We start from the raw sequence: 26,397 nt of genomic DNA, 5'->3' as shown, positions 1-26,397 counted from the left end.
TTTCAGGGATTGACATTCCCTAAAAGGCTGAAAATAAGTGTTTTCCGAAAAACCGACCCGCGAATTTACTGCATGTCATTAAAAGATAATTTAACTGTTGCTGTTTTTTGCAACAGTAGCCAGCAAAACATAATCAGCTGAATTGCACCTGAATCAGGCGATTTTCCGCGCGCTTAAGCGCACCCATTCTTCCTGTACTGCGATAGGGTCAAACGCAAATTCGCTGGCATAGGCGGCCATGACGCTTTGTGCCTGACTCTCCAGAATACCGGATAACGCCAGTAAACCGCCCGGCTTAACATAGGCGCTGATAATGGCAGAGAGTTCCGCCAACGGGCCGGCCAGGATATTGGCCACCACCACATCGGCCTGCAAGCTGGGTTGATCTTTGGGTAAATACAATTCAATTTGCCCGGCTACGCCATTGCGCTCGGCGTTGGCTTTGGAGGCCATAATCGCCTGCGGGTCAATATCGATACCGACCACCCGGCTGGCACCGAGTTTCAGCGCGGCAATGCCGAGAATGCCGGAGCCGCAGCCAAAATCGACCACGGTTTGTGCCGGTTCGATATGCTGATCCAGCCATTGCATACAAAGTGCGGTAGTAGGGTGGGTACCGGTACCAAAGGCCAGGCCCGGATCCAGCAGCACATTTACGGCTGTCGGGTCCGGAATATCGCGCCAACTGGGGCAAACCCAAAGACGCTGGCCAAATTTAATCGGGTGGAAGTTATCCATCCACTCGCGTTCCCAGTCTTTATCTTCCAGCTGTTCCAGCTTATAGCTGAGGCCTTCTTTAAACAGCGCCGTGCTTTCCAACTGCTTCAGCACTTTTTGCATCGGGTGTTCGGCATCAAATAAGCCCATTACCACGGTATTTTCCCAGTACAGGATTTCCCCCGGCAGCGGCTCATAAATTGGCGTATCTTTGGCGTCAAGAAAGGTAACCGCCTGGGCGCCCCAGCTCATCAGCATATCGCTGACCTGCTCGGCTTTTTTCTCAGTGGTGGTGACCCGCAGTTGGATCCAGGGCATGATAAAACCTCAGCTCGCCAATAAAGGGGCGATATTGTATACCCAAACGCCGGATTTTGCTCGTCACGAAACCAGGAAAATAAAAAAAGGAGCCATGCAGGCTCCTTTTTCACGTGCAAATACCGCGGCTTACTTAATACCCAGTTTCTTTTCCAGATAGTGGATATTGGTGCCGCCTTGGCAGAAACCGGCATCGCGCATAATATCTTTATGCAGCGGGATATTGGTTTTAATGCCTTCAACCAGTAACTCGTCCAGTGCGTTACGCATCCGGGCGATGGCGATATCACGGCTCTCACCGTAGGTAATCAGCTTGCCAACCATGGAGTCGTAGTTTGGCGGTACGCTGTAATCGGCATAGATATGCGAATCCCAACGGATGCCGTTACCACCTGGTGGATGGAAGCGGGTGATTTTACCTGGTGACGGAATAAAGCTCACTGGATCTTCGGCGTTAATCCGGCATTCTACCGCATGACCACGGATCACGATATCTTCCTGCTTAATGGTCAGAGGCATGCCAGAGGCAATGCGCAGCTGCTCTTTAATCAGGTCAACGCCGGTGATCATCTCAGTAACCGGGTGTTCTACCTGAATGCGGGTATTCATCTCGATAAAGAAGAATTCGCCGTTTTCAAACAGAAACTCGAAAGTACCGGCGCCGCGGTAGTTCATCACCTTACAGGCATCGACACAACGACCACCGATAAAGGCACGCAGCTCTGGTGTAATGCCTGGTGCCGGTGCTTCTTCAACCACTTTTTGATGGCGGCGCTGCATTGAACAGTCACGTTCACCTAAGTGAATCGCATTGCCCTGACCATCTGCCAGCACCTGAATTTCGATATGACGTGGGTTTTCCAGGAATTTCTCCATATATACCATGTCATTACCAAAGGCGGCCTTGGCTTCGGCCTTGGTCATTTCAATTGAGCTAACCAGTTCTTCTTCGCTACGTACCACGCGCATACCGCGGCCACCACCGCCACCGGCAGCCTTAACGATAATAGGGTAACCAATGCGTTTCGCGATCGCTTTATTAGTGGCTGCATCATCGCCGACTGCGCCGTCTGAGCCCGGTACACAGGGTACGCCGGCTTTTTTCATTGCTTCAATGGCAGAAACCTTATCACCCATCAGCCGGATCGAATCCGGGTGCGGGCCGATAAAGACCAGGCCGCTTTCTTCAACCTGTTGTGCGAAGTCGGCGCGCTCGGCTAAAAAACCGTAACCCGGGTGGATGGCCTGGGCATTGGTCACTTCGGCCGCCGCGATCAGCGCGGGGATATTCAAATAGCTTTGTGGTGACGGTGCCGGGCCAATACAGATGGTTTCATCGGCCAGCAGCACGTGCTTTAAATTACGGTCAACCGTGGAGTGCACGGCTACCGTCTTGATCCCGAGCTCTTTGCAGGCACGCAAAATGCGCAGCGCAATTTCGCCTCGGTTTGCGATCAGGACTTTTTCCAGCATCAGTGCGTCCTTATCTTATTCGATAATAAATAGCGGTTGATCGAATTCTACCGGCTCGCCGTTTTCAACCAGAATTTCTTTTACCACCCCGGCCTTGTCAGACTGGATTTGGTTCATCATTTTCATCGCTTCGACGATACAGAGCGTATCACCGACTTTCACGCTCTGGCCGACTTCAACAAAGTTTTTCGAGGTTGGCGAAGCGGCGCGGTAGAAAGAACCGACCATTGGTGATTTAACCACGTGACCAGACACCGCAGGTTGGGCAGCGGCTGGAGCTGCGGCCACAGGTGCGGCGGCAGGAGCGGCAACAGGTGCCGGAGCCGGGGCAGCATAATGCATCGGCGCTGGGGCATAGTGCTGCGCCGGGCCATTACGGCTGATACGTACCGACTCTTCACCCTCGGTAATTTCCAGCTCAGAAATGCCTGATTCTTCCAGCAGTTCGATCAATTTTTTAATTTTTCTAATGTCCATCTTTTTCGCCTGATTGAGTTAATTTTGGTTGTGTGGTCGTAACAGTGATACCGCCGCATCCAGAGCATAGTGGTAGCCTCTGGCGCCCAGGCCACAAATGACCCCTTTAGCGATATCAGATAAATAAGAGTGTTGGCGGAAAGCTTCCCGGGCATGCACATTGGATAAATGTACTTCGATAAAGGGAATCGCCACTGATAACAGTGCATCACGCAGCGCAATGCTGGTATGGGTAAAGGCACCGGGATTGATAATAATAAAATCCTGCTGCTGATAACTTTGTTGAATGGCATCAATCAATTGATGCTCGGCATTCGATTGCAGCGCCGTCAGCGTCACGTTAAGCTCTGCTGCCTGTTGTTGCAAGTCGGCGACAATTTGCGCCAGCGTTGCGGCACCATAGGTCGCAGGTTCCCGAATACCCAGCATATTCAGATTAGGGCCATTCAATAACAGAATGCGTAAATTCGCGGTCATTAATTAAGTTATCCTGTCTTTTCTCGGAAGATGTCAACAAGTGTTGCCGTAGCTGTTAGATGCACACTTTACGGCCAATTTGGGCACCTTGTCGATGCCTGTCTGACAGATCCGCGCCTTATTATAGTGAAATCGCCGCAAATGGCAGCAAAATACTGGTCTTATCAGCCAGTAGCCATCTGGATGGTTAGGATCTCGGCGACCTAAAGGGGGAGACAAGAGGAAAGGACTCGGCTGCAGCCTGGCTTGCTGCAGCCGCTCATTATTATTGCATCATCGCCTGTAAATGATTAGCAAAGGCGCTGGCATTCATAAAGCCGGTGACGCGGCTTTGTTTAAGCTCGCTGCCATCGGGGGCGAAAAACAGTAGTGTAGGTAAACCCAACACCTGATAGCTATCCAGCAGCGCCTGATCTCTGCGGGTCATCCGGGTGACATCAATTTTAATCAGCCGCATCTGTGAGGTGAGGGCGGTAACCTCCGGCCTTGGAAAGGTCAGTTGCTCAAACTCTTTACAGGCCACGCACCACTCGGCATACAGGTCGACCAGCGCAAACTGGCCAGCCGCTTTCGCCCTCTCCAGCTGCAGCGCCAACTCATCGGCGTCTTTTACCACGATAAAGCCGAGCGCATTAATATTCTCGCCCTCCGCGCTTACCGTCGCTTGCGGCAGTGCCGGGCTGGCCGGGCGGTAATACTGTAAATTCAGCCAGAAGATACCCAGTAACAATAGCTGCGACAGCACTGCGACACCGGCCTTAGCGTTGACACTGCTCAGACTAAACAGCAGCCGGTATAAATAAAATACCAGCGCCAGCGTTAAGACGCTGCCAAGGGCTAATACGATCCAGAAAGGTAAAAAGCGCTCTAACAGGATCAGTGGCACCGCCAGTAACAGGAAGCCAAAGATATTTTTTACCGCGTTCATCCAGTTGCCGGCTTTTGGCAGCAGACGACCACCTGAGGTACCGAGTAATAACAAAGGTAAACCCATCCCCAGGCTCAGCACATACAGCGTCAGGGCGCCAAGGGCCAGATCGCCGCTTTGCGCCACATACAACAGTGCCGCAGACAGCGGGGCCGTAGTACAGGGTGAGGCAATCAAGCCGGATAACGCGCCCATCACAAAGGCGCCTTTTAGCGAGCCACCCTGTTGTTTGTTACTGACGCCAGCCACTTTTTCCTGCCAGCGGGTTGGCAATTGCAGATTAAAGACGCCAAACATCGCCAAGGCCAGCAGCACAAAGATCACCGCAGCGACGATTAATACGGCCGGGTGCTGCAATGCCGCCTGGAATTTTACGCCCAAACTGGCAACCACCAGCCCGAGCAAGGAGTAGGTCAGCGCCATACCCTGCACATAGGACATCGACAAGCCAAAGGCACGTTGGGTCGACAGCCGCTGGCCCTGGCCGACAATAATACTACTTAGAATCGGATACATCGGAAACACGCAGGGCGTAAAGGACAGCCCTAAGCCGAGCAGGAAAAATACGCCCAGACTTACCAGCACTGAGCCTTCACTTAAGCGCTCCAATAAGCCAAACTGGCTGGATACCGGTGCTGTTGTCGCCAAGGTGGCGCTGGTTTCAGGCTGGCCAGGCTGGGTCAGTGGTATTTCAATGGTCGTTGGCGGATAACACAGACCGGCTTCAGCGCAGCCCATAAATTGCACCCGAAAGAGTGCATCTTCGTCGATATCAGACAGCGGGATCTTCAACTGCAATTGATGATAATAGACTTCGGTTTTACCAAAGAATTCATCTTCAATACTGATACTGGCCGGATAGGTCGGATGCGAAAAGCTGACCGCCACGCCGCCAAACTTAAACTTATCGCGATACATATAATAGCCATCGGCGATAGTCCAGCTTAGTAACAGCTCGTTATCCTGCTGGCGGTAGTTCAGCACAAAGGCCTGTTCCACCGGTAAAAATTGTGGCTGGCCCTGCAACAGGCTTTGCAGCACAGCATTATTATTCGTCGGGCTGGTTTGCGGGCTTTGCTGCTGCGCAGTCGCCGTGCTGGTTAGCAACAGGAACAGTAGGGGCAGCAGCAGTAGATAACAACAGCGTTTAATCACAGGTAACCTCATTAATCCAGGCGGCATAAGCCTGATTCAGCTGACAAAGCTCAACGGCGATAATTTCCGGCACAGCATACGGGTGAATGGCGCTTATGGCTTGCTCAATTGCGGTAAAGTTCCGCTTTGGCGCTTTAAGTTGCAACTGAATTTCCACCGCCTGTTCCAGTTTGTCCTGCCAGATATAGCTGGATTGTACCGCGGGTAGCCGGTTAACACAGGCCACCAGCCGTTGCTGTAACAGCTGGGAGGTAATGGCGGCAGCTGTGCTCTCATCCGGGCAGTTACACAGGATCAGCAGATAATCGCGCATATCAGACCTTGGTTTTTTGTTAGGTTAGCACCATTGTACGGTAAACCGTGGCCGCGTTTTGCGGAATTTTTTTCTGCCGGCCCTTGGAATTTTTTTCGGTTCGCCCCATATAGCGAGCACACAAAATTTAACTGTCACGTTAAAACCCAAACGCTTTAGGAGATAGAGCATGAATATTCGTCCATTACATGATCGTGTCATCATCAAACGTACCGACGCTGAGAGCAAGTCTGCCGGTGGCATCGTTCTGACTGGTGCTTCCGCAGAAAAATCAACGCGCGGTGTCGTAGTAGCAGTGGGCAATGGTCGTATTTTAGATAACGGCGATGTGAAACCACTGGACGTTAAGGTTGGCGACAAGGTTCTGTTCGGTGCCTATGTAGAGCGCACTGAGAAAATTGATGGTCAGGAATATGTGATCACCAAAGAAGATAACATCTTAGGTGTGATCCTGGATTAATTCCCTTTCTCTTTTCTGATTAACAATTAACGACTTTTAAGGATACGAAAATGGCTGCAAAAGACGTACGTTTTGGCGATGAAGCCCGTAACAAGATGCTGAAAGGCGTAAACATTCTGGCAAACGCAGTGCGCGTTACTTTAGGTCCAAAAGGCCGTAACGTGATTCTGGACAAATCTTTTGGTGCTCCTCTGATTACCAAAGACGGTGTGTCGGTTGCCAAAGAAATCGAGCTGGAAGATAAGTTCGAGAATATGGGCGCCCAGATGGTTAAAGAAGTGGCGTCTAAGGCCAATGACGAAGCCGGTGACGGTACCACTACCGCTACGGTACTGGCACAAAACATTATTAACGAAGGCGTAAAAGCCGTTGCTGCCGGTATGAATCCGATGGATTTAAAACGTGGTATCGACAAGGCTGTAATTGCCGCCGTAGCTGAATTAAAAGCCCTGTCACAGCCATGTGCTGACAGCAAGGCGGTAGCTCAGGTTGGTACTATCTCTGCTAACTCAGATGAAGAGATCGGTAAGATCATCGCTGACGCCATGGACAAAGTGGGCAAAGAGGGTGTAATCACCGTTGAAGAAGGCCAGGGTCTGAATAACGAGCTGGATGTGGTTGAAGGTATGCAATTCGACCGTGGTTACCTGTCTCCGTATTTTATCAACAATCAGGAAGCGGGCCAGGTTGAACTGGATAACCCATTTATCCTGACTGTGGATAAGAAAATTTCTAATATCCGTGAATTACTGCCGGTACTGGAAGGCGTAGCCAAATCAGGTAAGCCACTGTTGATTATTGCTGAAGACGTCGAAGGCGAAGCCTTAGCGACTCTAGTTGTCAACAATATGCGCGGTATAGTGAAGATCTCTGCCGTGAAAGCACCAGGCTTCGGTGACCGTCGTAAAGCGATGCTGCAGGATATCGCTACCCTGACTGGCGGTACCGTGATTTCTGAAGAAATCGGTATGGAACTGGAAAAAGCCACGCTGGAAGACTTAGGTACAGCTAAGCGCATCGTGATCACCAAAGATAACACCACTATTATCGATGGTGCCGGTGAGCAGGCGGCGATTGACGCCCGCGTCAAGCAAATCCGTCAGCAAATCGAAGAAGCAACCTCTGACTACGATAAAGAAAAACTGCAAGAGCGTCTGGCCAAGCTGGCTGGCGGTGTCGCAGTAATCAAAGTCGGTGCTGCCACTGAAATCGAAATGAAAGAGAAGAAACACCGCGTAGAAGACGCCTTACATGCTACCCGTGCTGCGGTAGAAGAGGGTGTGGTTCCTGGCGGTGGTGTAGCACTGGTGCGTGTAGCGGCCAAGCTGACTGGCTTAACCGGTGCCAACGAAGATCAAACGCATGGTATTAAGATCGCACTGCGCGCAATGGAAGCACCACTGCGTCAGATCGTATCTAACGCCGGTGAAGAGCCATCAGTTGTTGTTAACAAGGTTAAAGAAGGTACCGGTAACTACGGTTATAACGCTGCGACCGACGTATACGGCGATATGCTGGAAATGGGTATCCTGGATCCAACCAAAGTGACCCGTTCTGCACTGCAGTTCGCTGCCTCTGTTGGCTCGCTGATGATCACTACCGAAGCTATGGTAACTGAGCTGCCAAAAGAAGAGAAGCCAATGCCAGATATGGGTGGCATGGGTGGTATGGGCGGCATGATGTAGTGCGACGAGAGTCGTGTAGGTCACTAACCTAGCAGGCTACACCGTAAGCGGATACTAACATATCCGCTTCCATACCTGCAAAAAATAGTAGTCGACACCGGTGATCGGTATGCATAAACCGATTGCCGGAATCTTCTTCGAAGATGTCGCGCAATTGTGTTTAAATACAATTGGTTAAAGAAAAACGGCGACGAAAGTCTGCCGACAACACGTAATAGACAACTACAAACTTTAGACGATCAGTTATGCGGTCGAGAAAAAGACGGGCGATGTTAATCTGCCCACAAGGCGTTTCGCCATCCTCGTAGTGTGTCTTCCCAATTAAGAAAACAATCTAATTAATACGCTAGCGGGTCTAATTAACCTGTTCGTGTGCTTATGGTTGTTTTATTCGATTACCTGTTTCATGTGTCATCTGACTACTGGAGTGATCTGCCGGTGTCAGCTGTTGAAGTTATTGTCTCAACTTGTCTAGCAAACAAGTGAGTGAGACCTAACATGCGACTGTTAGTAGCCTAGGGATAGTGCGATGTTGGTAACGACATGGTGCGAAGCTTCCTGACAATGTACCTCTGCGCAAGCGGTGCCTTAATTCGTGAGAATGGGCATAACTTTCTAACAATAAGGAAGTTGAGGGCTAGGCTGGGCAATATGGTTAACGTAAGTGAACTGCTGTTAAACACCGTCAACCGCAATGAGCGAAAGATTGTTGATACGCTCTGACCAAAAGGTACGCGGCTGGTTATTCCTTTTACATCTGGGAATACGTCGTCATAAGGCCGTCGGTGGATAGGCAGAACCTAAGTTGTTCATGTAGCTTCAATGGAACTCGGTAAGCCCGATTGTTCGCCTTTACTACAAAGGCAGGTGATCCGTAAGGAGAGCTGTTGGACAAGCGGGTAAAGGATGTCTGACCAAGCGAAGGCTGCGCTGTAATGGCGTGGATAGGGGTTCAAACTTTGCCCTGACCCGAAAGGGTGCCAAATTCAGACTGGTCTTTAATCGTGTGAAGACGTGGCAAGCCGTCTTAAGCACAACTCCCACTGGGGAAAGATACTATCTTCCCGTGGGGGAGGTGTGTCTTTTCTTCTGCGTGGGGTTAACGCAACAGGAGAAAAGCAAGATGAGTACGGCGATGAAAATGGCCATACCTGCGTTCTCCCACCCAGCGCAAAGTTGGCATACCATTGATTGGTATCTGATGCAGCGACAGGTGAGAGGGCTACAAGTACGGATCGCGAAGGCGACGAAACAGCAAAAGTGGCGCAGGGTGAAAGCTCTGCAACGGATGCTGGTGCGCTCGTTTGCTGCCAAGGCATTGGCAGTCAGGCGGGTCACGGAAAACCGGGGCAAAAGGACGTCTGGTGTTGATGGGGAGTTGTGGGGTACGCCTGAATTGAAATGGCAGGCTATTACACGGTTAAAGCGGTTGGGCTATCAGCCTAAACCGCTGCGTCGGGTTTATATTCCAAAGGCCAACGGCAAACGCCGCCCTTTAGGAATACCAACGATGCTGGACCGCGCTATGCAGGCACTTTACCTGCTGGCGCTGGAACCGGTATCGGAAACCACGGCCGACCGTAATAGCTATGGCTTTCGTCCAATAAGGTCCACGGCTGATGCGATAGAGCAGTGCTTTGTCAATTTAAGCCGCAAAAGCTCGGCAGAGTGGGTACTGGAAGGGGATATTAAGGGCTGCTTCGACAACATCAGTCACGACTGGTTGCTTGCCAACATACCGTTGGATAAACAAGTGCTCAGGCGCTGGCTGAAGGCGGGCTATATGGAGTCCGGTAGTTTATTTGCAACCGGAGCCGGAACGCCACAAGGGGGTATTATATCGCCGGTATTGGCCAATATGGCACTTGATGGTTTGGAAGCGGTGTTAGAAGCGCAGTTTGGGCAGAAAAACACTAAAGCCAGCTACAAGACCAAGGTCAACTATGTGCGGTACGCGGATGACTTTGTGATTACCGGTATCTCGAAAGAGTTATTGGAAAACGAAGTGAAACCTCTGGTTAAAGCCTTTATGGCGGAGCGGGGGCTGACGCTATCGGCAGAGAAAACGCTGATAACCCATGTGGACGATGGCTTCGACTTTTTGGGGCAGAATTTACGTAAGTACAACGGCAAGCTGTTAATTAAGCCCAGCCGGAAGAACCTGCGTAATTTGCTTCAGAAAGTAAAAGGCATAATTTCAGGCAACAAAACGGTGAAAGCGGGTTTGTTGATATCGTTGCTAAACCCTGTTCTGCGGGGGTGGGCAAACTATCATCGACACGTTGTAGCAAAAGAAACCTTTAATTATGTCGACTATCGGGTCTGGAAAATGCTGTGGCAGTGGTGTCGAAGGCGCCACGCCAACAGACACAAACGCTGGATTAAAGAGAAATACTTTAAATCTGTAGGCGTTCGTAACTGGGTGTTTTCCGGTGAAGTAACTGAGCAGAGAATGCTCCGGTTACTTTATTGCAATGAGACGCCGATAAAGCGGCATATTAAGATTAGGGCGGAAGCCAATCCGTATGATTTGGCCGACGAGGAATACTTTGAGAAGCGGCTTGAGCGCACTTGGAGAGACTCAATGGCCGGACAGCGGAAAGTGCTTTACCTCTGGCTACGGCAGCAGAAATGCTGTCCGATATGCCGGTTCCCGATTACCAAGGAAACGGAATGGAACATTCACCATATCGTGGAAAAGGTAAAAGGCGGATCGGATGAGCTGGATAACCTAGTCTTGCTGCACCCTAATTGTCATCGGCAATTGCATAGTGAAGCATTAACCAGAAAAGGAATCGTTATATGACTACTGGACAAAATTTTTTCACCGAAATGTTTCGTAATCACGACATTGAGATGAGAAAGCGAGTTATTGCTCATGCTGTGGATATAGGGATAATCTCATACGATAAGAGTGGAGCTAAATTCATTAAAGGTAAGGCTAACCCACAATCTTTGATTGAATCGTGTACGCGAATCAACAAAGAACAAGGGGACACTTTGCTCTCAATAATTAATGGATTCGACATGGATATTGTTCAGCTCGTAGCAGATGAAATAAATCAGCTTCCAGATATTGGTGGTTGTTTATGATGTCACTCGGTATAGGTCCTTGGTATTTTCAGTGACTACCTATGTTCATTTTGACCTATTGATCCAGTGATTGGATGCGACAAGTCAAATGAATGACGGTATTGCGTCGCCGGTCGGTACTTAGGTATTGGCTTATAAAGGCTTGAGCCGTATGCGGGGAAACTTGCTTGTACGGTTCTTAGGGGGCGGCGGCGCAGTAATGCGCTGCTGCTACCCGACACCCGCTGATTTTAAATAAATAAGCCCTGACGGAAACGTCGGGGCTTTTTTTTAGCTATTCAGCTTGCATAAACTTTGCGCAATCTATACTTTTAGCGCAATCTTAGGAAAGGTTTCTACCGGGAGAAAGACAATGCGTAATCATTTAATCGCCTTAAGCCTTATTACGGTGTTGGGCATCGGCCAGGCCGCTGCTGCCGAGGTACAGGTCAGCTTCCAGGAACCGGAAAAATTTACGGATATCCGGCCTACCAATGACACCCGTAGCCGTTATCAACAGCGGGTACAGACCGCATTTGAAAAAATGTTTAGCGATATGGCGGCACAGATGCCAGAGGGTTATCAGTGGCAAGTCACCATTACCGATATCGATCTGGCGGGTGATGTCGACTACTTTGCCGGCAATGGCGGTCAGGCACTGCGAATTATTAAAGATGTACATTCACCGGCAGTGCGTTTTAGTCATGTGTTGCGTGACCAGCGGGGTGAGGAAGTGCTGAGTGGTGAGGAGCGCTTGCGCGATATGGGATTTTTACAGCGCATTAGCCGGCCCAGCGCCAGACCCGAGTTTGAGTACGAAAGAGTGATGTTAAACGACTGGTTTGGTAAGAATGTGCAACCAGCCGTTACCCAGCACGCCGCCGTTACGCCGAAAGCCGCGCAATAATACCGCAGTTTTTCCACAGTAATTCATCCAGCCGGCAAGCTTGCCGGCTGTATCGCTTAAGCTTTCACGGCTGCACGGAACTCGGTCAGGGTTTTATGTAACAGCTGTAGCTGTTGCACGACCCGCTGTAGTGTGCTGGTATTAAATTGCTGGCTATGGCGGATCGCCGCTACCTGTTCCGCGGTTTCAGCCAGGTACGGCATAAAGCGGTTGCTCTCGACTTTAAAACCGGCATCTTTACTAAAGACTGTCTGATATTTGGCCTGGCCCTGTTGTTGTAGCTGCTCCAGCAAAGCATCTGCATCCAACGCCTTGCGGTAAAGTTCTTTCAGGTTTTCATCCAACTGTTGTAGCAAGTTTTCCATTGATCATGTCACTTCGTGTTTCAGTAGCCGTATTATGCCATAGTCTGGCTATTGCTGGTGCGGCCGGTGTACTTTTTTGAAGGCGGCTTTGCAATCTGCGGTTTGCAATTACAGTGCTTTGTTATATTATATCGTCTCGAGACAACACTCGGAACGAAGATAGGGGTTCGGTTGTGCTGGCAAAGGCAAGGCTATTATTTGATAAGTTCGGTATTATGGTCACATCACTTTGTGCCATTCACTGTATTTTATTGCCGGTGATCCTGCCTGTATTACCGCTGCTGGGTTTAACCGCCGCCCATAACCATGCCTTTGAAGGCTTTGTGCTGTTATTTACTATGGTGCTGGGTTTTATTACGCTGTTTATCGGCTTTCATCGTTATCATCGTAAACTCTATCCGTTTTACTCGCTGTTCTTAGGTGGTTTTATTTACTGGCAACGTGATGCCTGGGGGCATGAGTACGAGCATTTAATTCTGGTGATTGGCGCCTCGCTCGTCGTGTTTGCTCATATTATGAATATGCGGCTTTGCAATCAGTGTAATAGCTGTGAAACCGATGATAAAAAACCTGCTTAATGCAGGTTTTTTATCGTCAGGTATTTGCAGTTTTATGTCAGAAGCTTGCGGCTGCGCGCCGGATAATTAGTAAAAACCCCATCAACACCCAGTGCCTTTAGCCGTGCTAAATCATCTGCCTCATCAACGGTATAAACATAAAGCTGTAGTTGCCGGGCTTTGGCATCGGCAACCAGCGCCGCGTCGATAAAACCGGCATCACAGTGCACTGAGTACGCCTGCAATTGCGCAGCAAAGGCGCAATTGTCGGTGGGCAGTGAAGCCGTCAGGGCACCGGTTTTTAGCTCAGGCCGCGCTGCTTTAATGGCAGCTAGCAGTTTATGATTAAAGGACGAAATCAGCAGGCTGTTAAGATCATAGTTCAGCTCACGCTCAGCGCGCTGCAGCAGCTTTAGCAAAGGTTCGAGCGTATCCGCGCCCTTTAATTCGATATTTAGCCAACAGCGGCCCTGTACCAGCTGTAGCACCTGCCACAATAGCGGGATCGGTTCGCCGGCCCCGGCGTCGATAGTGGCCAGTTGTACCAGGCTATGCTGGTAAATACTGCCGCGGCCATTGGTGGTGCGCTGTAAATGCGGATCGTGGATCACAATCAGTTCGCGCTCTACCGCAAACACATCCAGCTCAATGGCATCTGCGCCCTGGGCTAAGGCCTGACGAAATGCCAGCAGCGTATTTTCCGGATACTCGCCACTGGCGCCACGATGCGCAATAATCTGCATCTTAGTCCGCCGACTTGGTTGGCTTAATATTGGCAAAGGCAGTGCCCATGCGGGTGACTGTGCCCGGCTGCTGGTCAGCTAAAAAGTCGATGCTGCCATGCGGGAACGCCAGGATCACGGTAGAGCCCAGTTTAAAACGGCCCATCTCGGCACCTTTTTCCAGCCTGATGCTGTTTAAGCCCTCAGCCGGATACTGCCAGCGAAATACTTCTTTACCCGTCGGTGGTGTGACGGTGCCCGCCCAAACCGTTTCGATACTGGCCACGATAGTGGCGCCAACCAATACCAACGCCATAGGGCCCAACTCGGTATCAAAAATGGTCACCACCCGCTCATTACGGGCAAACAGATCCGGGACATTTTCAGCGGTCAGCGGGTTTACTGAGAATAGCTCACCTGGTACATAGATCATCTCGCGCAGGGTGCCGCTGACCGGCATATGGATACGGTGGTAATCTTTGGGCGCCAGGTAAATCGTAGCGAATTTGCCACCGGCAAAAGGCTCTGCGGTTTCGGCTTTGCCACCAAGCAGACTTTGCAGGCTATAATCGTGGTTTTTCGCCTGCACCAGCTGGCCAGCAACGATATCGCCGAGCTGGCTGATGACACCGTCTACCGGGTGCGCGACGATGGCAGGATCGGCGACCAGCGGCCGGAGACCGTCTTTCAGTGGCCGGGTAAAGAACTCATTAAAGCTGGCATAGTCACTGGCTTTTTCGTGCCGGGCTTCCTGCATATTGATCTTATAGGCTTTGATAAACAGGCTAATCAGGGCATGACTGATAAAACCCAGTTTCGCTGCGGCCAGATAACCCACCAAACGTGATAACAGGTGCTTGGGTAACAGGTATTGCAGAGTGATTTTAAATTTATCCATAAGATGTCAGCTACTCGTATTAAAAGACTAAAAGTTAAAAATAATGCGGTTTATCCTGCGCCATACTGTGCAGGATTTTCTGGTAACTCTCGTAGCGCAGCGGGCTGATCTCGCCCTCTGCCACCGCATGCTGTATGGCACAGCCCGGATCGGTCAGATGCTTACAGTCGCGGAACTTACACCGGCCCAGCCAGGGCCGGAACTCGATAAAGCCGTTGGTCACTTCCTCCGGTGACAAATGCCAGAGTGCAAACTCGCGAATACCCGGTGAGTCAATCAGCTTGCCGCCTTCCGGCAGGTGATACAGCCGGGAAACCGTCGTGGTATGCTGGCCCAGACCTGATACTTCCGATACTTCCTGCGTCGCGGCCGCCAGGCCCGGCATCAGGGTATTCATTAGCGATGACTTGCCGACGCCCGACTGGCCGACAAAGATGCTGGTACCGCTATGCAGATACTGTAGCAGCTCGGCCATACCCTGACCGGTTTTGGCACTGACCAGTAGGCAGGCGTACCCCATCTGCCGGTACAGTTGCAGTTGTTGGTCGAGCGCCTGTTGTTCAGTTTCGGGTAATAAGTCGATTTTATTAATCACCAGTAGCGGTTTAATGCCGGTGATTTCTGAGGCCACCAGATAACGGTCGATAATATTTAACGATAGTGCCGGCAGGATGGCGGAGACAATAATCATTAAATCGATATTGGCGGCGACCGGTTTTAAGCCATCATAAAAATCCGGGCGTAGCAGTACCGAGTGCCGTTCTGCCACCGCTTCAATCACGCCATCAATGCTACCGGTCGGTTGTTTGCTGCGGCGCCAGCTGACCGCGTCGCCGGTCACCACCGAACTGATGGTGCGGCGCATATTACAGCGCACTACTGCACCGCTGGCATCTTCGACATCGGCATGCTGACCAAAGCGGCTAAGCACTAAACCCTGTTCCGGCGGATGTAATAAGGCGTCGTCCCAGTCACTGGCACTGGCTTTGCTGCTGCGTTTTAGTCGCCGCTGCTCATTGTCGGCAATACGTTGATGCTGGCGTTGATTCAGGTGTTTTTTCTTGGTCACGGTTTACCGTTTTGCTGGCTTTTGCTATCACAGTTGGTTTCTGGGGTGTATCATACCTGTAAAGCGCCCGCGGACAAAGCCATCTGGCTTCGATATAGCTGAGGAAACTATGGCAGTAAATGATACTAATCTGATTTGGTTGGATCTGGAGATGACTGGTCTGGAACCAAAAACCGACGTGATTCTGGAAATGGCGACCATTGTCACCGACAGTCAGTTAAATATTCTGGCCGAAGGCCCGGTGTTTGCGATTAAGACCGCTGATAACATTTTAGATAATATGAGTGCCTGGTGTGTTGAGCAACACGGCAAAAGCGGTCTTACTGCGCGTTGCCGCGCTAGTACGGTCACCTTGGCTGACGCCGAGCAACAAACCATTGCCTTTTTAAGCCAGTATGTCAGTAAAGGGAAATCGCCGATGTGTGGTAACAGCATTGGTCAGGATCGGCGTTTTCTGGCGGAGTATGCGCCAGAGCTGGAAGCCTTTTTCCACTATCGTAATTTAGATGTCAGCACGGTAAAAGAACTGGCGCGGCGCTGGCATCCTGAGGTGCTGAATAAGGTGAAAAAAAGCAGCAGCCACCTGGCGCTGGACGATATTCGTGAGTCGATTGCTGAATTAGTCACCTATCGCCAATATTTTTTTCGTTTACCCTGAAAAAAACCTTGCATCGGGCGTCTGATTTTGTAAAATGCGCGCCATCAGACGCAAGATTAACCTTGTTAATCACTGCGACCCGATGCGAGTTTAGCTCAGCTGGTAGAGCGCGACCTTGCCAAGGTCGAGGTCACGAGTTCGAACCTCGTAACTCGCTCCAAATTCAACACAAAGCAGCCTAACGGCTGCTTTGTCGTTTCTGACGCCTGAGCCGAGTTGCGCTGCTAGCGCCGATGTTGGCCTGATAAAGATTTTCTGTTAAATTTTCTGCGCGTTAGCAGCGCAAGATCTATACTGCAAGAGTGCCGATAAGCTGTGGTCGGAGGTTGAGTATGGTCAAATCCCCCTGTATCCGAAATTGTTGTTTAGATCAGCAGGACTGTTGCCTTGGCTGCGGCCGGCTACTCAGCGAAATTACCGAGTGGCATCAGGCATCGAGTCGTCGACAACAACAGATCTGCGATCTGGCCGCCGCCCGGCTGGTGCAGCGGGATGAGCAACTTAGCCAGCATCTCTGGGCAAGCCCTTCTGAATAATTCGCACCAGTCTTTCGGTACTGCGTGGTAACAGATTCTGCGCCAGATAGCTTTTTTGTTTTTGTTGCTGCAAGGCCCACTGAATATGTTCGGCAACCAGCGGCGTCGCTGTTGGCAGTGCCTGTTTAAGCGTGGCGACAATTTCTGGCTGATAGGGTGCATTACCCAGCGCCACTGCCAGATTGCGCTGCCAGCGTTCAAAACCAATACGCCGGATGGCACTGCCTTCGGTCAGGCGCAGGAAGGTCGTTTCATCCCACTGAAATAATGCCAGCAGCGATTGATCCTGCCACTGTGGCCGGCGTTGAAAATCCGGCTCTTCAGTTAGCGGCGCCTGCCGGTTAACCGGGCATACCAGCTGGCAATCATCACAACCATAGATACGATTGCCCATTAAGGGTCTGAATTCCGTTGGAATGGCGTCTTTAAGTTCAATTGTCAGATAGGAGATACAGCGGCGGGCATCAACGACATAGGGTGCGACGATAGCGCCGGTTGGGCAGCTGGTAATACAGGCGACACAGCTGCCACAATCGCCCGGATGTGGTTCGTCGGCCGGAAGTTCCAGATTAACCAGCAATTCGCCGAGGAAAAACCAGGAACCGGCTTCTTCAGCCAGCAACAAGCTGTGTTTACCGATCCAACCCAGACCAGCTTGTTGCGCCAAGGGCCGTTCCAGAATTGGTGCCGAATCGACAAAGGGCCGGCCGTCCAGATCCGAGATCAGGGTGGCAATTTTTTGTCCCAGTTGTTTTAAGCGGTTACGCATTAATTTATGATAATCGCGACCCAGCGCATAGCGGCTGATATAGGCCTGACTGGGATCGGCCAGGTTCGTCGCAAAGGCGGCGGCTTTGGGCAAATAGTCCAGCCGTACACTAATCACACTTAAGGTCCCCGGATGCAGTTCGGTGGGTCTGGCGCGCAACATGCCATGCTCTGCCATATACTGCATTTCGCCATGGTAACCGGCGTCCAGCCACTGCTGCAAACGTGCCTCCTGCTCGGCGCCCAGCTGCGGCCGGCTAATGCCACAGGACTGAAAGCCCAGTTCTTTGGCCCAGGTTTTAATTTGCTGACTAATCTGTTCTGCTTGCATGCTACCCGCTCAGCAGCGTCAAAAGATGCGGCTGAAAGTGACTGAGGTTGAGATACGCTAACTGTAACATAAGACGGGACTTTTTACCCAAAGTCAGCGTAATTGAGGAACTTGCGCCACAAAGCAACGTCGAAGCGGGAGAATTAAGCGGTTTTTCTGGCTCAGGGCGCGCCACCTTTGTTACCATAGCAAACGAATTGTCTGGGTACTGTGGTCAGGAGTATTAGCGTGTCGTCTTATGTGGTGCAACTTCCGTCGGAACAGGCTACGCTGGCGTTTGCGGCTAAATTAGCGGCACAGCTACAGGGCGGTATGGTGGTGTTTTTACAAGGCTCGCTCGGAGCCGGAAAAACCACCTTCTGCCGTGGCCTGATCCAGGCGTTGGGGCACCAGGGCACAGTCAAAAGCCCAACCTATACGCTGGTTGAACCCTATCAGTTGGCTGACTTACAGGTGTATCACTTTGATTTATATCGGCTGCATGATGCGGAAGAACTGGAATTTATGGGCATCCGCGATTACTTTAATCAACAGAGCCTTTGTTTAATTGAGTGGCCGGAGCGCGGTGAGGGGTTTTTGCCGCTACCGGATTTGCGGATACTGCTGACTCAACAGGGAGAGTTGCGCACCTTGCAGTTAACGGCGGCGAGTCAGCCTGGCAGTAAAATAATAACGATATTGACGGATAATGATAAAAACTAACGCGCTGTCACTGCTATGCCTGTGGTTACTGTGTCTGCTGGCTTTACCGGCGGCACAGGCCAGTAGCCAGGTGCAGAATGTTCGGATCTCGCCGACGGTAGACAATACCCGGGTGGTGTTTGATCTGGCTTCGGCCCCGGACTTTAAATATTTTACGCTGGAAAATCCCGACCGGCTGGTCATCGATTTGAGTAATGTCCGCGGCAATACTAACCTACCGGCCAGTCAGGGCCAGGCCGATCTTATCCGTGGCATTCGCAGTAGCGGTGGTCAGGGCAAGATGCGGATAGTGCTGGATCTGACGCAGGGCGTAAAACCGAATGTGTTTGCGTTGGCACCGGACGCGCCGCATGGCCATCGTCTGGTGGTCGATTTACCGGGTCGCACTGGCAGTGCTACAGTCGCGGCTAACCCTACTACCACAACGCCACCGGCCAGCACTACGCCTACGTCCTCTGCGGGAAACCGAACACCACAGCCTGTGCCGCCAGCCAGTATCAGAGCGGCGCGCGATATTGTGATTGCAGTCGATGCCGGTCATGGTGGCACCGATCCCGGCTCTATTGGCCCTGCCGGCACCTTTGAAAAAAATCTGACCTTACCTATTGCCCGCCAGTTGGTGGAGCGGATTAACCGTGAACCCGGCATGAAGGCCGCTCTGGTCCGTACCGGCGATTACTTTGTACCGGTGAATAGCCGTACCGACATTGCCCGGCGCCTGCAGGCGGACTTATTGATTTCAATTCATGCGGATGCCTTTACCTCTCCTCATCCCAGAGGTGCGGCGGTTTGGGTTTTGTCGCTGCGCCGAGCCACCTCAGAAGTGGGCCGGATGTTGGAGCAAACAGAGCGCCACGGTGAATTACTCGGTGGCGTGGCTGAGGTGATTAAAGACTCTGCGAATGAGCGTTATCTGGCACAGACGGTACTGGATTTATCAATGAACCATTCGATGGTCAGTGCGCATCAGGTGGCGAACCAGATCCTGTCTGAGATGGGTAAGGTCACGACCCTGCATAAAAGGGAGCCGCAGTCCGCCAGTCTGGGGGTGCTGCGGGCACCGGATATTCCGTCGATCCTGGTTGAGGTCGGCTTTATTTCAAACCCGCAGGAAGAACGCTTGCTGCGGAATCCCAGTCATCAGCAAAAACTGGTGCAATCCATTTTTAATGGCGTAAGGCGGCACTTTGAGCTTTCGCCACCGGCTGATTCGCTGTTTGCGCAGCGTCGTGCCCGTGAACACCGGGTCCAGGCCGGTGAGTCCTTATCGTTGTTGGCTCAGCGCTACAACGTATCGATTGATGAGTTAAGACGGCATAACGAATTACGTTCGGACAGCCTGCGTATTGGTCAGGTGCTGCGGATCCCTTAAGATGCCTATTCAATTATTGCCGCCGCAGCTGGCAAATCAGATTGCCGCTGGTGAGGTGGTAGAACGGCCGGCCTCGGTTGTTAAAGAGTTGGTTGAAAATAGCCTGGACGCCGGTGCAACCCAGCTGGAAATCGAAATCGATAAAGGCGGTAGCAAACGCATCTTGATCCGCGATAACGGCAGCGGCATCGCCGAGCAGGAACTGGTGTTGGCGTTAAGCCGGCATGCCACCAGTAAAATCAGTAGCCTAAGTGATCTGGAGCAGATTTTCACTTTGGGTTTTCGCGGTGAGGCACTGGCCAGTATCAGCTCGGTTTCCCGTTTGACCCTGACGTCAAAACCCGCTGCGCAGGCCACCGCCTGGCAGGCGCGGGCCGAAGGGCGGGAGATGGCTGTGCAGGTGTCGCCGGCGGCGCATCCCGATGGTACCAGTATTGAAGTGCTGGATCTGTTTTTTAATACGCCGGCCCGACGCCGTTTTTTACGTAGCGACAAAACTGAATTTAGTCATATCGATGAGCTGATCAAACGCCTGGCACTGAGCCGGTTTGATGTTAGCTGGTCACTTAGTCATAACGGCCAGCAAGTCAGGCGCTTGCCTGCTGCCAGCACGGCCATAGCCAGGCAGAAACGACTGGCCGCACTCTGTGGCCGCCAGTTTGCCGAGCAGGCGCTGTGGATTGAAAACCAATACGATCAGATCCGGTTAAGCGGCTGGATCCTGCCGGCCGCAGCCTGTCAGGGGCAGCCGGCCTGTCAGTACAGTTATGTGAATGGCCGGATGATGCGGGATAAGTTACTGAACCATGCCATCCGGCAGGCCTATGGCGAGCAACTCAGCGCTGAACAGCAACCGGCCTTTGTGCTCTATCTGGAGCTGGATCCGGGCGAAGTCGATGTCAATGTGCATCCGGCGAAACACGAGGTGCGCTTTCATCAGGCGCGGTTGGTGCATGACTTTGTCGTCAGTGCGCTGTCTGATGCTCTGCAACAGCTGGCTGCTGTGACTTTGCCTGCTACCGCAGAGCGTCAAGCTACGCCGGCTGCCGCCTTAACTGAGGTAAATATCAGTCGCTCTGATGCTGCTATCCCTGCTGTCAGGCAGCATAGTATGCCGGGCAGCTCAGGCAATAACGCTTATCCGGAGGCGCGTCGCAGCCCGGCCTGGCCGGTAGCAGAACCGGCCGCCATTCAGACGCAACTGCAGTACCTGGCGATGCCGTTGCCCGAAGCATCAACTAAGGTCGAACAACCCGCTTATCTGCTACTACAAAACCGCTATTTGCTGCGCGTACACCAGCAACAGTTGTGTGTGCAGGATCTGGCTGAGCTGGCTGCCAGCTACTGGCCGCAGCAAACAGAAAGTGCACCCTTATTGTTACCACTTCGGCTGGCGCTGGCGCCGGCTGAGTTACAGCTGCTATTAGCCCAGGCGGACAATTTTACTCAGTTGGGGTTTGATTTGCTGGTACGGGATCAGCAGCTGATTATCCGCGCTGTACCGAAGTGGTTGCGGCATATACCGCTCAGTGACTGGTTTGCACAACTGCTGCAACAAGGGGTGGCAGAGCACGGCTTAGCCAGACAGGTGTTAGAAATACTACTAACAGCCAATGTGCTGCAGGCAGAATTTTTGTTAAACTTATTTTCACAGATTTTGACGACACCACCGGTTAATGCGTGCCAGGTGTCGGCGCAGCAATTATTAGCGCTGAGCGCGGGACGGGCAGATGAACACTGAGTTACCGCTGATCTGTATTATGGGACCCACCGCCTCAGGTAAAACTGCCCTGGCGATCGCCCTGAAACAGCAGTTGCAGCGGGCAGAGCTGATTAGCGTTGACAGTGCGCTGGTTTACCGTGGTATGGACATCGGAACGGCGAAACCGGATGCAACAGAATTGGCGGCGGCACCACATTTTTTATTGGATATCCGCGATCCGGCACAAAGCTATTCTGCGGCAGATTTCCGGCAGGATGCACTGGAGCTGATCGCTGCTATCCGGCAAAGGGGGAATACCCCTATTCTGGTCGGCGGCACCATGCTGTACTTTAAGGCCCTGCTACAAGGTATTTCCAGTTTACCGGCTGCGGATCCTGCGGTTCGGGCGGAACTGGAAGCAGAAGCTGCGGTCAAAGGTTGGCAGGCCATGCATCAGCAATTGGCGCAGCTTGATCCGGTGGCGGCGGCACGGATCCACCCGAATGACCCACAACGGATCAACAGGGCGCTGGAAGTATACCGTCTGACCGGACAATCCCTGACGGCGTTAACGGCGCAGCAGGCAGAGCCACTGCCGTATCAGGTGCGGCAGTTTGCCATAGCTCCGACTGATCGGGCTGAGTTGCACCGGCGTATTGAACAACGCTTTTTGCAGATGTTAGCTCAGGGGTTTGAGCAGGAAGTACGGCAGTTATATCAGCGAGGTGATCTGCATCCGGATTTGCCCTCGATCCGCTGTGTCGGCTACCGTCAGATGTGGGACTATCTGGCTGGCGGCGTGGATTACGACACCATGGTCAGTCAGGGTATCGCCGCCACGCGGCAGCTGGCGAAACGGCAGCTGACCTGGCTGCGTAGCTGGCCGGATTTACACTGGTTAAAAACCGAAGCGCCACTGGCGGAAAACTTGCAAGCTGTCATTTCTTCGCTAAGCTAAAAATGGTGGCAAAAATTTCACGTTTAACAACTTGAAATAAAAAAAATAATACCTATATCAGGCATACTAAATAAAAAAGGAAAGCGTGACATGGCAAAAGGCCAATCATTACAAGACCCATTTTTGAACACCTTAAGACGGGAGCGCATTCCTGTTTCAATTTACTTGGTGAATGGGATTAAATTGCAGGGTCAGGTTGAATCTTTCGACCAATTCGTCATTCTGCTGAAAAATACCGTCAGTCAGATGGTATACAAGCACGCCATTTCTACTGTTGTACCTGCCCGGGCGGTTAATACCATGACCAGCCAGAGCGGTGCTGCCGATGAAAGCGAGGATCTCGAATAATTAGCGGGGTAACAGCGCTTGTTTGAACTGGCTGAGCCGGCTGAGCAAGCCGTACTGGTACACGTTAATTTCCCGCAGGAACAGTCTACCGAAGATCTGCAGGAGCTACGCATGTTAGTGGCTTCTGCGGGTGTTGCTGTGCTGGGCGAATTAAGCTGTAGTCGTCAGGCGCCGGACGCGAAATTATTTATCGGTACCGGCAAGGCCGCTGAACTGGCGGCACTGGTCGCCGATACTGCCGCTTCGGTCGTGATCTTCAATAACGAGCTGAGCCCCAGCCAAACCCGCAACTTAGAGCGGCTGTGTCAGGTGCGGGTCATAGATCGCACCAGCTTGATCCTGGATATTTTTGCCCAGCGCGCCCGCACCTATGAAGGGAAATTGCAGGTCGAGCTGGCACAGCTGCAACATCTGGCTTCGCGACTGATCCGTGGCTTTGACAACGAGCGGCAGAAAGGCGGTATTGGTTTACGCGGCCCGGGTGAAACCCGGCTGGAAACCGACCGGCGCTTGCTGCGGGAAAGGGTTAAGGCGTTAAAGGCCCGGCTGGAAAAGCTTGGCCGCCAGCGTGAGCAAGGCCGCCGCGCCAGACAACGCTCCGAACAACCGGTCATTTCTATCGTCGGTTATACCAATGCCGGCAAATCCAGTTTATTTAACCGTCTGACCCGGGCTGAAGTCTATGCTGCAGATCAGCTGTTTGCGACCCTTGATCCCACGCTGCGTCAAATCAACTTGCCGCAGTTTGGCGAAGCCATACTCGCGGATACTGTCGGCTTTATCCGGCATTTACCGCATGATCTGGTGGCGGCCTTTAAATCAACCCTACAGGAAACCCGCGATGCTGATCTCCAGCTGCATGTGATCGATGCCGCGGATCCGAGGCGGGACGAGAATATGCGGCAGGTACAGCTGGTGTTAACCGAAATTGACGCTGCCGAGGTGCCGCAGTTATTAGTGTTTAACAAAATTGACCAGTTGGCACAGCAACCCCGTATAGAGTACAACGAACAGGGGCTGCCGGCGGCTGTTTGGTTGTCGGCGTTAACTGGTGCCGGTCTGGATTTATTGCAACAGGCGTTAATTGAACGCTTATCGCAGCAGTATTTGCATCTGCAGTTGTGTTTACCGCCGCATTATAGCCAACTGCGGGCACAGCTGTTCGCACTGCAGGCAGTACAACACGAACAGTATTTAGAAGACGGCAGTTATCAGCTACAGCTGAAACTGGCGGCAGCACAATGGGCCAGATTGCTAAAGCAGTACGGGCAGCCGCTGGAAAACTATATCGTCAGGCCGCCAGTTTTTTGATACATTAACCTTTGACAGTAACTTTATAAGTGGAGTTAAGCATGGCTTGGAATGAGCCGGGCAATAACGGCAAGAATAACGATCCCTGGAAGCAAGGGGGTCGGGATCAAGGCCCGCCCGATTTAGATGAAGTATTCCGCAATTTCGGTAAGAAATTTGGTGGTATCTTTGGTGGCAAAGGCGACAACTCTGGTGGCGGCGCGTCAGCACTCTTTACCGTAGTGCTGGTGGTGGCGTTATTAATCTGGGGTTTAAGCGGCTTTTATACCATTAAAGATGCGGAACGCGGCGTGATCCTGCGCTTCGGACAATACCATACTGAAGTTGGTGCAGGTATCCACTGGAAGCCAACCTTTATCGACACTGTTACACCGGTCAATACCCAGGAAGTTCGCTCACTGCGGACCGATGGCTTTATGTTGACGCAGGATCAGAACCTGGTCCGGGTGACTTTCGAAATTCAGTACCGGATTTTCAATGCCCGCCAATACTTGTTCTCAGTGGTCGATGCTGACCGTAGCTTGCGTGAAGCTACTGACGCCGCATTGCGCTTTGTTATCGGTCATTCGATTATGGATGATGTGTTAACCCGCGGTCGTGAAGTGGTACGGCAAAATACCCGTCAGGAACTGGAAAGCATTATTCAGCCTTATAATATGGGCTTGGTGCTGGTTGACGTTAACTTCCGTGACGCCCGTCCGCCGGAAGAAGTCCGTGACGCCTTTGACGATGCAATCAAAGCCCAGGAAGATCAGGAGCGCTTTGTCCAGGAAGCGACCGCCTATGCCCGTGAAGTGGAACCGCGTGCCCGTGGTCAGGTTAACCGCGTGATGCAGGAAGCTGAAGCCTACAAGCAACAAATCGTACTGAAAGCACAGGGTGAAGTTGCCCGCTTCGAACAATTATTACCGCAATATCTGGCCGCACCTCAGGTTACCCGTGACCGGATGTATCTGGAGACGATGGAATATGTCTACAGCAATACTTCAAAAATTCTTGTTGATGTGAAAAATAGCAACAACCTGATGTACTTACCTTTAGAGCAACTGATGAAAGGTAGCGCAGCTGGCCAGAGCACCCAGGGGGTAACCCCGGTCAGACCGAATCTGGACAGTGGCAATACGCCAATGCAACCGGCACCGGTGCGTAGCTCAACACCCCGTACCGGCAGTGGGAGGTAATAACAGATGAAAAACTTTATTATTGCAATTTTGGTGGTTGTGGCATTAGTCGTGGTATCTGCCATCTTTGTGGTGCCGGAGGGCCAGCGCGCTATTGTTACCCAGTTTGGTAAAATTCAGCGTGATGCAGAAAACCGGGTGTTAGTGTATGAACCAGGTTTACATTTTAAGTTACCGCTGATCCAGGAAGTCCGTAAGCTGGACGCCCGGGTACAAACTCTGGATGACCAGGCTGACCGCTTTGTGACCGCAGAGAAAAAGGACCTGTTAGTTGACAGCTATGTCAAATGGCGGATCAAAGACTTTGGTGCCTTCTTTCTATCAACCGGCGGCATTAAGTCGCAAGCTGAAGTGCTGTTAAAGCAGTATATCAACAACGGTCTGCGGACTGAGTTCGGTGCCCGTACTATTCAGGAAATTGTTTCCGGTGAGCGTACCCAGTTGATGCAAAGTGCACTGTCGCAAGCGGCGCTGGCGGCCAATGAGCTGGGGATTGAAGTGATTGACGTGCGGGTGAAACAAATCAACCTGCCAACCGAAATCAGCGACTCTATCTTTGCCCGGATGCGCGCCGAGCGTAAGGCGGTAGCCGATGAGCATCGTGCCCGTGGTCGAGAGCAAGCGGAAATTATCCGTGCCGATGTTGATGCCCGTGTTACCGTTATGCTGGCGGACGCTGAGCGGAACTCTCGTACCGTGCGCGGTGAAGGCGATGCTACCGCGGCCCGGGTTTATGCGGAAATGTTTAACAAGAATGCGGAGTTTTACAGCTTTGTCCGCAGTCTGGAAGCTTACCGTAACAGCTTTAATTCGAAGAACGATGTGCTGATTGTGCAGCCGGATAATGACTTCTTCAAATTTATGCGTTCGGAAAAAGGTCGCAATTAACTCAGTTTAGCTTGCATTGAAAAAGGCCCGTCAGGGCCTTTTTCTTCCG

Annotated in this window: 27 protein-coding genes and 1 tRNA gene; 17 read left to right on the top strand and 11 right to left on the bottom strand. The window is 51.8% G+C overall.

Annotated features, from left to right (window positions below):
- Window positions 1-153: 153 nt before the first annotated feature.
- The 6 genes from prmA to cutA all read right to left on the bottom strand — a co-directional run bounded on the left by prmA (window position 154) and on the right by cutA (window position 5,858).
- Window positions 154-1,035, bottom strand: a complete 882-nt coding sequence (prmA, locus tag A9165_RS01045; RefSeq protein ID WP_065954610.1) for a 50S ribosomal protein L11 methyltransferase — start codon at window positions 1,033-1,035, stop codon at window positions 154-156.
- Between the two features lie 129 nt (window positions 1,036-1,164).
- Window positions 1,165-2,508: an acetyl-CoA carboxylase biotin carboxylase subunit gene (gene accC, locus A9165_RS01040; RefSeq protein WP_008607065.1), complete on the bottom strand. Its 1,344-nt coding sequence runs from the start codon at window positions 2,506-2,508 to the stop codon at window positions 1,165-1,167.
- Window positions 2,509-2,523: 15 nt separating this feature from the next.
- Complete coding sequence (gene accB / locus A9165_RS01035) at window positions 2,524-2,985, bottom strand: acetyl-CoA carboxylase biotin carboxyl carrier protein (RefSeq protein WP_008607066.1); 462 nt, start codon at window positions 2,983-2,985, stop codon at window positions 2,524-2,526.
- Between the two features lie 18 nt (window positions 2,986-3,003).
- Window positions 3,004-3,462, bottom strand: a complete 459-nt coding sequence (gene aroQ, locus A9165_RS01030; protein WP_008984487.1) for a type II 3-dehydroquinate dehydratase — start codon at window positions 3,460-3,462, stop codon at window positions 3,004-3,006.
- 265 nt (window positions 3,463-3,727) lie between these two features.
- Window positions 3,728-5,545: a protein-disulfide reductase DsbD gene (locus A9165_RS01025; RefSeq protein WP_065954627.1), complete on the bottom strand. Its 1,818-nt coding sequence runs from the start codon at window positions 5,543-5,545 to the stop codon at window positions 3,728-3,730.
- Window positions 5,538-5,858, bottom strand: coding sequence for a divalent-cation tolerance protein CutA (gene cutA, locus A9165_RS01020; RefSeq protein WP_065954609.1), 321 nt, complete (start codon window positions 5,856-5,858; stop codon window positions 5,538-5,540). Before cutA ends, A9165_RS01025 begins: the two co-directional genes overlap by 8 nt.
- A gap of 169 nt (window positions 5,859-6,027) precedes the next feature.
- On the opposite strand from cutA, the gene A9165_RS01015 reads away from it, so the two are divergent.
- The 5 genes from A9165_RS01015 (at window position 6,028) to A9165_RS00995 (ending at window position 11,982) form a co-directional block, all read left to right on the top strand.
- On the top strand, window positions 6,028-6,318 hold the full coding sequence (locus A9165_RS01015; protein WP_008607071.1) for a co-chaperone GroES: 291 nt from the start codon (window positions 6,028-6,030) through the stop codon (window positions 6,316-6,318).
- A gap of 50 nt (window positions 6,319-6,368) precedes the next feature.
- Window positions 6,369-8,003, top strand: a complete 1,635-nt coding sequence (groL, locus tag A9165_RS01010; protein WP_008951208.1) for a chaperonin GroEL — start codon at window positions 6,369-6,371, stop codon at window positions 8,001-8,003.
- Window positions 8,004-9,138: 1,135 nt separating this feature from the next.
- Window positions 9,139-10,809 carry a group II intron reverse transcriptase/maturase gene (gene ltrA / locus A9165_RS01005; RefSeq protein ID WP_369799917.1) on the top strand — a complete coding sequence of 557 codons (1,671 nt, stop codon included), beginning with the start codon at window positions 9,139-9,141 and terminating at the stop codon, window positions 10,807-10,809.
- The gene (locus A9165_RS01000) at window positions 10,806-11,096 is read left to right on the top strand and encodes a hypothetical protein (protein ID WP_065954608.1); all 291 of its coding nucleotides are present in this window, start codon (window positions 10,806-10,808) and stop codon (window positions 11,094-11,096) included. The genes ltrA and A9165_RS01000 overlap by 4 nt, the downstream gene beginning before the upstream one ends.
- Before the next feature lie 352 nt (window positions 11,097-11,448).
- Window positions 11,449-11,982 (top strand): DUF3016 domain-containing protein, encoded by a 534-nt coding sequence (locus A9165_RS00995; RefSeq protein WP_065954607.1) that lies wholly within the window; start codon window positions 11,449-11,451, stop codon window positions 11,980-11,982.
- A 56-nt stretch (window positions 11,983-12,038) separates the two neighbouring features.
- Here A9165_RS00995 and A9165_RS00990 read toward each other — a convergent pair whose 3' ends face one another.
- Entirely contained in the window at window positions 12,039-12,347 is a 309-nt protein-coding gene (locus tag A9165_RS00990) for a hypothetical protein (RefSeq protein ID WP_008607074.1), read from the bottom strand.
- Between the two features lie 173 nt (window positions 12,348-12,520).
- Between A9165_RS00990 and A9165_RS00985 the strand changes: the two genes are divergently transcribed.
- A complete protein-coding gene (locus A9165_RS00985) occupies window positions 12,521-12,925 on the top strand; it encodes a MerC domain-containing protein (protein ID WP_065954606.1) in 405 nt (134 codons plus the stop codon).
- 32 nt (window positions 12,926-12,957) lie between these two features.
- On the opposite strand, the gene A9165_RS00980 is transcribed toward A9165_RS00985, so the two are convergent.
- Genes A9165_RS00980 through rsgA form a run of 3 tightly spaced genes read right to left on the bottom strand, consistent with a single transcriptional unit; the run spans window position 12,958 to window position 15,593 of the window.
- Window positions 12,958-13,647, bottom strand: a complete 690-nt coding sequence (locus tag A9165_RS00980) for a glycerophosphodiester phosphodiesterase family protein (protein ID WP_065954605.1) — start codon at window positions 13,645-13,647, stop codon at window positions 12,958-12,960.
- 1 nt (window position 13,648) lies between these two features.
- On the bottom strand, window positions 13,649-14,524 hold the full coding sequence (gene asd, locus A9165_RS00975) for an archaetidylserine decarboxylase (protein WP_065954604.1): 876 nt from the start codon (window positions 14,522-14,524) through the stop codon (window positions 13,649-13,651).
- Between the two features lie 34 nt (window positions 14,525-14,558).
- Window positions 14,559-15,593, bottom strand: coding sequence for a small ribosomal subunit biogenesis GTPase RsgA (gene rsgA / locus A9165_RS00970; RefSeq protein ID WP_065954603.1), 1,035 nt, complete (start codon window positions 15,591-15,593; stop codon window positions 14,559-14,561).
- Between the two features lie 109 nt (window positions 15,594-15,702).
- On the opposite strand from rsgA, the gene orn reads away from it, so the two are divergent.
- The 3 genes from orn to A9165_RS16545 all read left to right on the top strand — a co-directional run bounded on the left by orn (window position 15,703) and on the right by A9165_RS16545 (window position 16,787).
- Complete coding sequence (gene orn / locus A9165_RS00965; RefSeq protein WP_065954602.1) at window positions 15,703-16,251, top strand: oligoribonuclease; 549 nt, start codon at window positions 15,703-15,705, stop codon at window positions 16,249-16,251.
- An 84-nt stretch (window positions 16,252-16,335) separates the two neighbouring features.
- A tRNA-Gly gene (locus A9165_RS00960) sits at window positions 16,336-16,411 on the top strand.
- A 172-nt stretch (window positions 16,412-16,583) separates the two neighbouring features.
- A complete protein-coding gene (locus tag A9165_RS16545) occupies window positions 16,584-16,787 on the top strand; it encodes a DUF1289 domain-containing protein (protein WP_008607081.1) in 204 nt (67 codons plus the stop codon).
- On the opposite strand, the gene queG is transcribed toward A9165_RS16545, so the two are convergent.
- Window positions 16,753-17,886 (bottom strand): tRNA epoxyqueuosine(34) reductase QueG, encoded by a 1,134-nt coding sequence (gene queG, locus A9165_RS00955; protein WP_065954601.1) that lies wholly within the window; start codon window positions 17,884-17,886, stop codon window positions 16,753-16,755. The genes A9165_RS16545 and queG overlap by 35 nt on opposite strands.
- Before the next feature lie 228 nt (window positions 17,887-18,114).
- Here queG and tsaE point away from each other — a divergent pair, with 228 nt between their 5' ends.
- From tsaE to hflC, 8 genes are all read left to right on the top strand, one after another.
- Complete coding sequence (gene tsaE, locus A9165_RS00950) at window positions 18,115-18,588, top strand: tRNA (adenosine(37)-N6)-threonylcarbamoyltransferase complex ATPase subunit type 1 TsaE (protein ID WP_065954600.1); 474 nt, start codon at window positions 18,115-18,117, stop codon at window positions 18,586-18,588.
- On the top strand, window positions 18,575-19,960 hold the full coding sequence (locus tag A9165_RS00945; RefSeq protein ID WP_065954599.1) for an N-acetylmuramoyl-L-alanine amidase: 1,386 nt from the start codon (window positions 18,575-18,577) through the stop codon (window positions 19,958-19,960). Before tsaE ends, A9165_RS00945 begins: the two co-directional genes overlap by 14 nt.
- 1 nt (window position 19,961) lies before the next feature.
- Window positions 19,962-21,701, top strand: coding sequence for a DNA mismatch repair endonuclease MutL (gene mutL / locus A9165_RS00940; protein ID WP_065954598.1), 1,740 nt, complete (start codon window positions 19,962-19,964; stop codon window positions 21,699-21,701).
- On the top strand, window positions 21,691-22,620 hold the full coding sequence (gene miaA, locus A9165_RS00935; protein ID WP_008951219.1) for a tRNA (adenosine(37)-N6)-dimethylallyltransferase MiaA: 930 nt from the start codon (window positions 21,691-21,693) through the stop codon (window positions 22,618-22,620). Before mutL ends, miaA begins: the two co-directional genes overlap by 11 nt.
- Before the next feature lie 90 nt (window positions 22,621-22,710).
- Window positions 22,711-22,968 (top strand): RNA chaperone Hfq, encoded by a 258-nt coding sequence (hfq, locus tag A9165_RS00930; protein ID WP_008607089.1) that lies wholly within the window; start codon window positions 22,711-22,713, stop codon window positions 22,966-22,968.
- An 18-nt stretch (window positions 22,969-22,986) separates the two neighbouring features.
- Window positions 22,987-24,279 (top strand): ribosome rescue GTPase HflX, encoded by a 1,293-nt coding sequence (gene hflX / locus A9165_RS00925; RefSeq protein WP_065954597.1) that lies wholly within the window; start codon window positions 22,987-22,989, stop codon window positions 24,277-24,279.
- A gap of 41 nt (window positions 24,280-24,320) precedes the next feature.
- A complete protein-coding gene (gene hflK / locus A9165_RS00920) occupies window positions 24,321-25,460 on the top strand; it encodes an FtsH protease activity modulator HflK (RefSeq protein ID WP_008607093.1) in 1,140 nt (379 codons plus the stop codon).
- A 6-nt stretch (window positions 25,461-25,466) separates the two neighbouring features.
- Entirely contained in the window at window positions 25,467-26,348 is an 882-nt protein-coding gene (gene hflC, locus A9165_RS00915) for a protease modulator HflC (RefSeq protein WP_008951222.1), read from the top strand.
- Window positions 26,349-26,397: the final 49 nt, after the last annotated feature.

The organism is Alishewanella sp. HH-ZS (assembly GCF_001704375.1).
GTDB lineage: Bacteria > Pseudomonadota > Gammaproteobacteria > Enterobacterales > Alteromonadaceae > Alishewanella > Alishewanella aestuarii.
The sequence above is the reverse complement of the archived record's forward strand: the minus strand, read 5'-3'. Positions and strand labels throughout refer to the sequence as shown.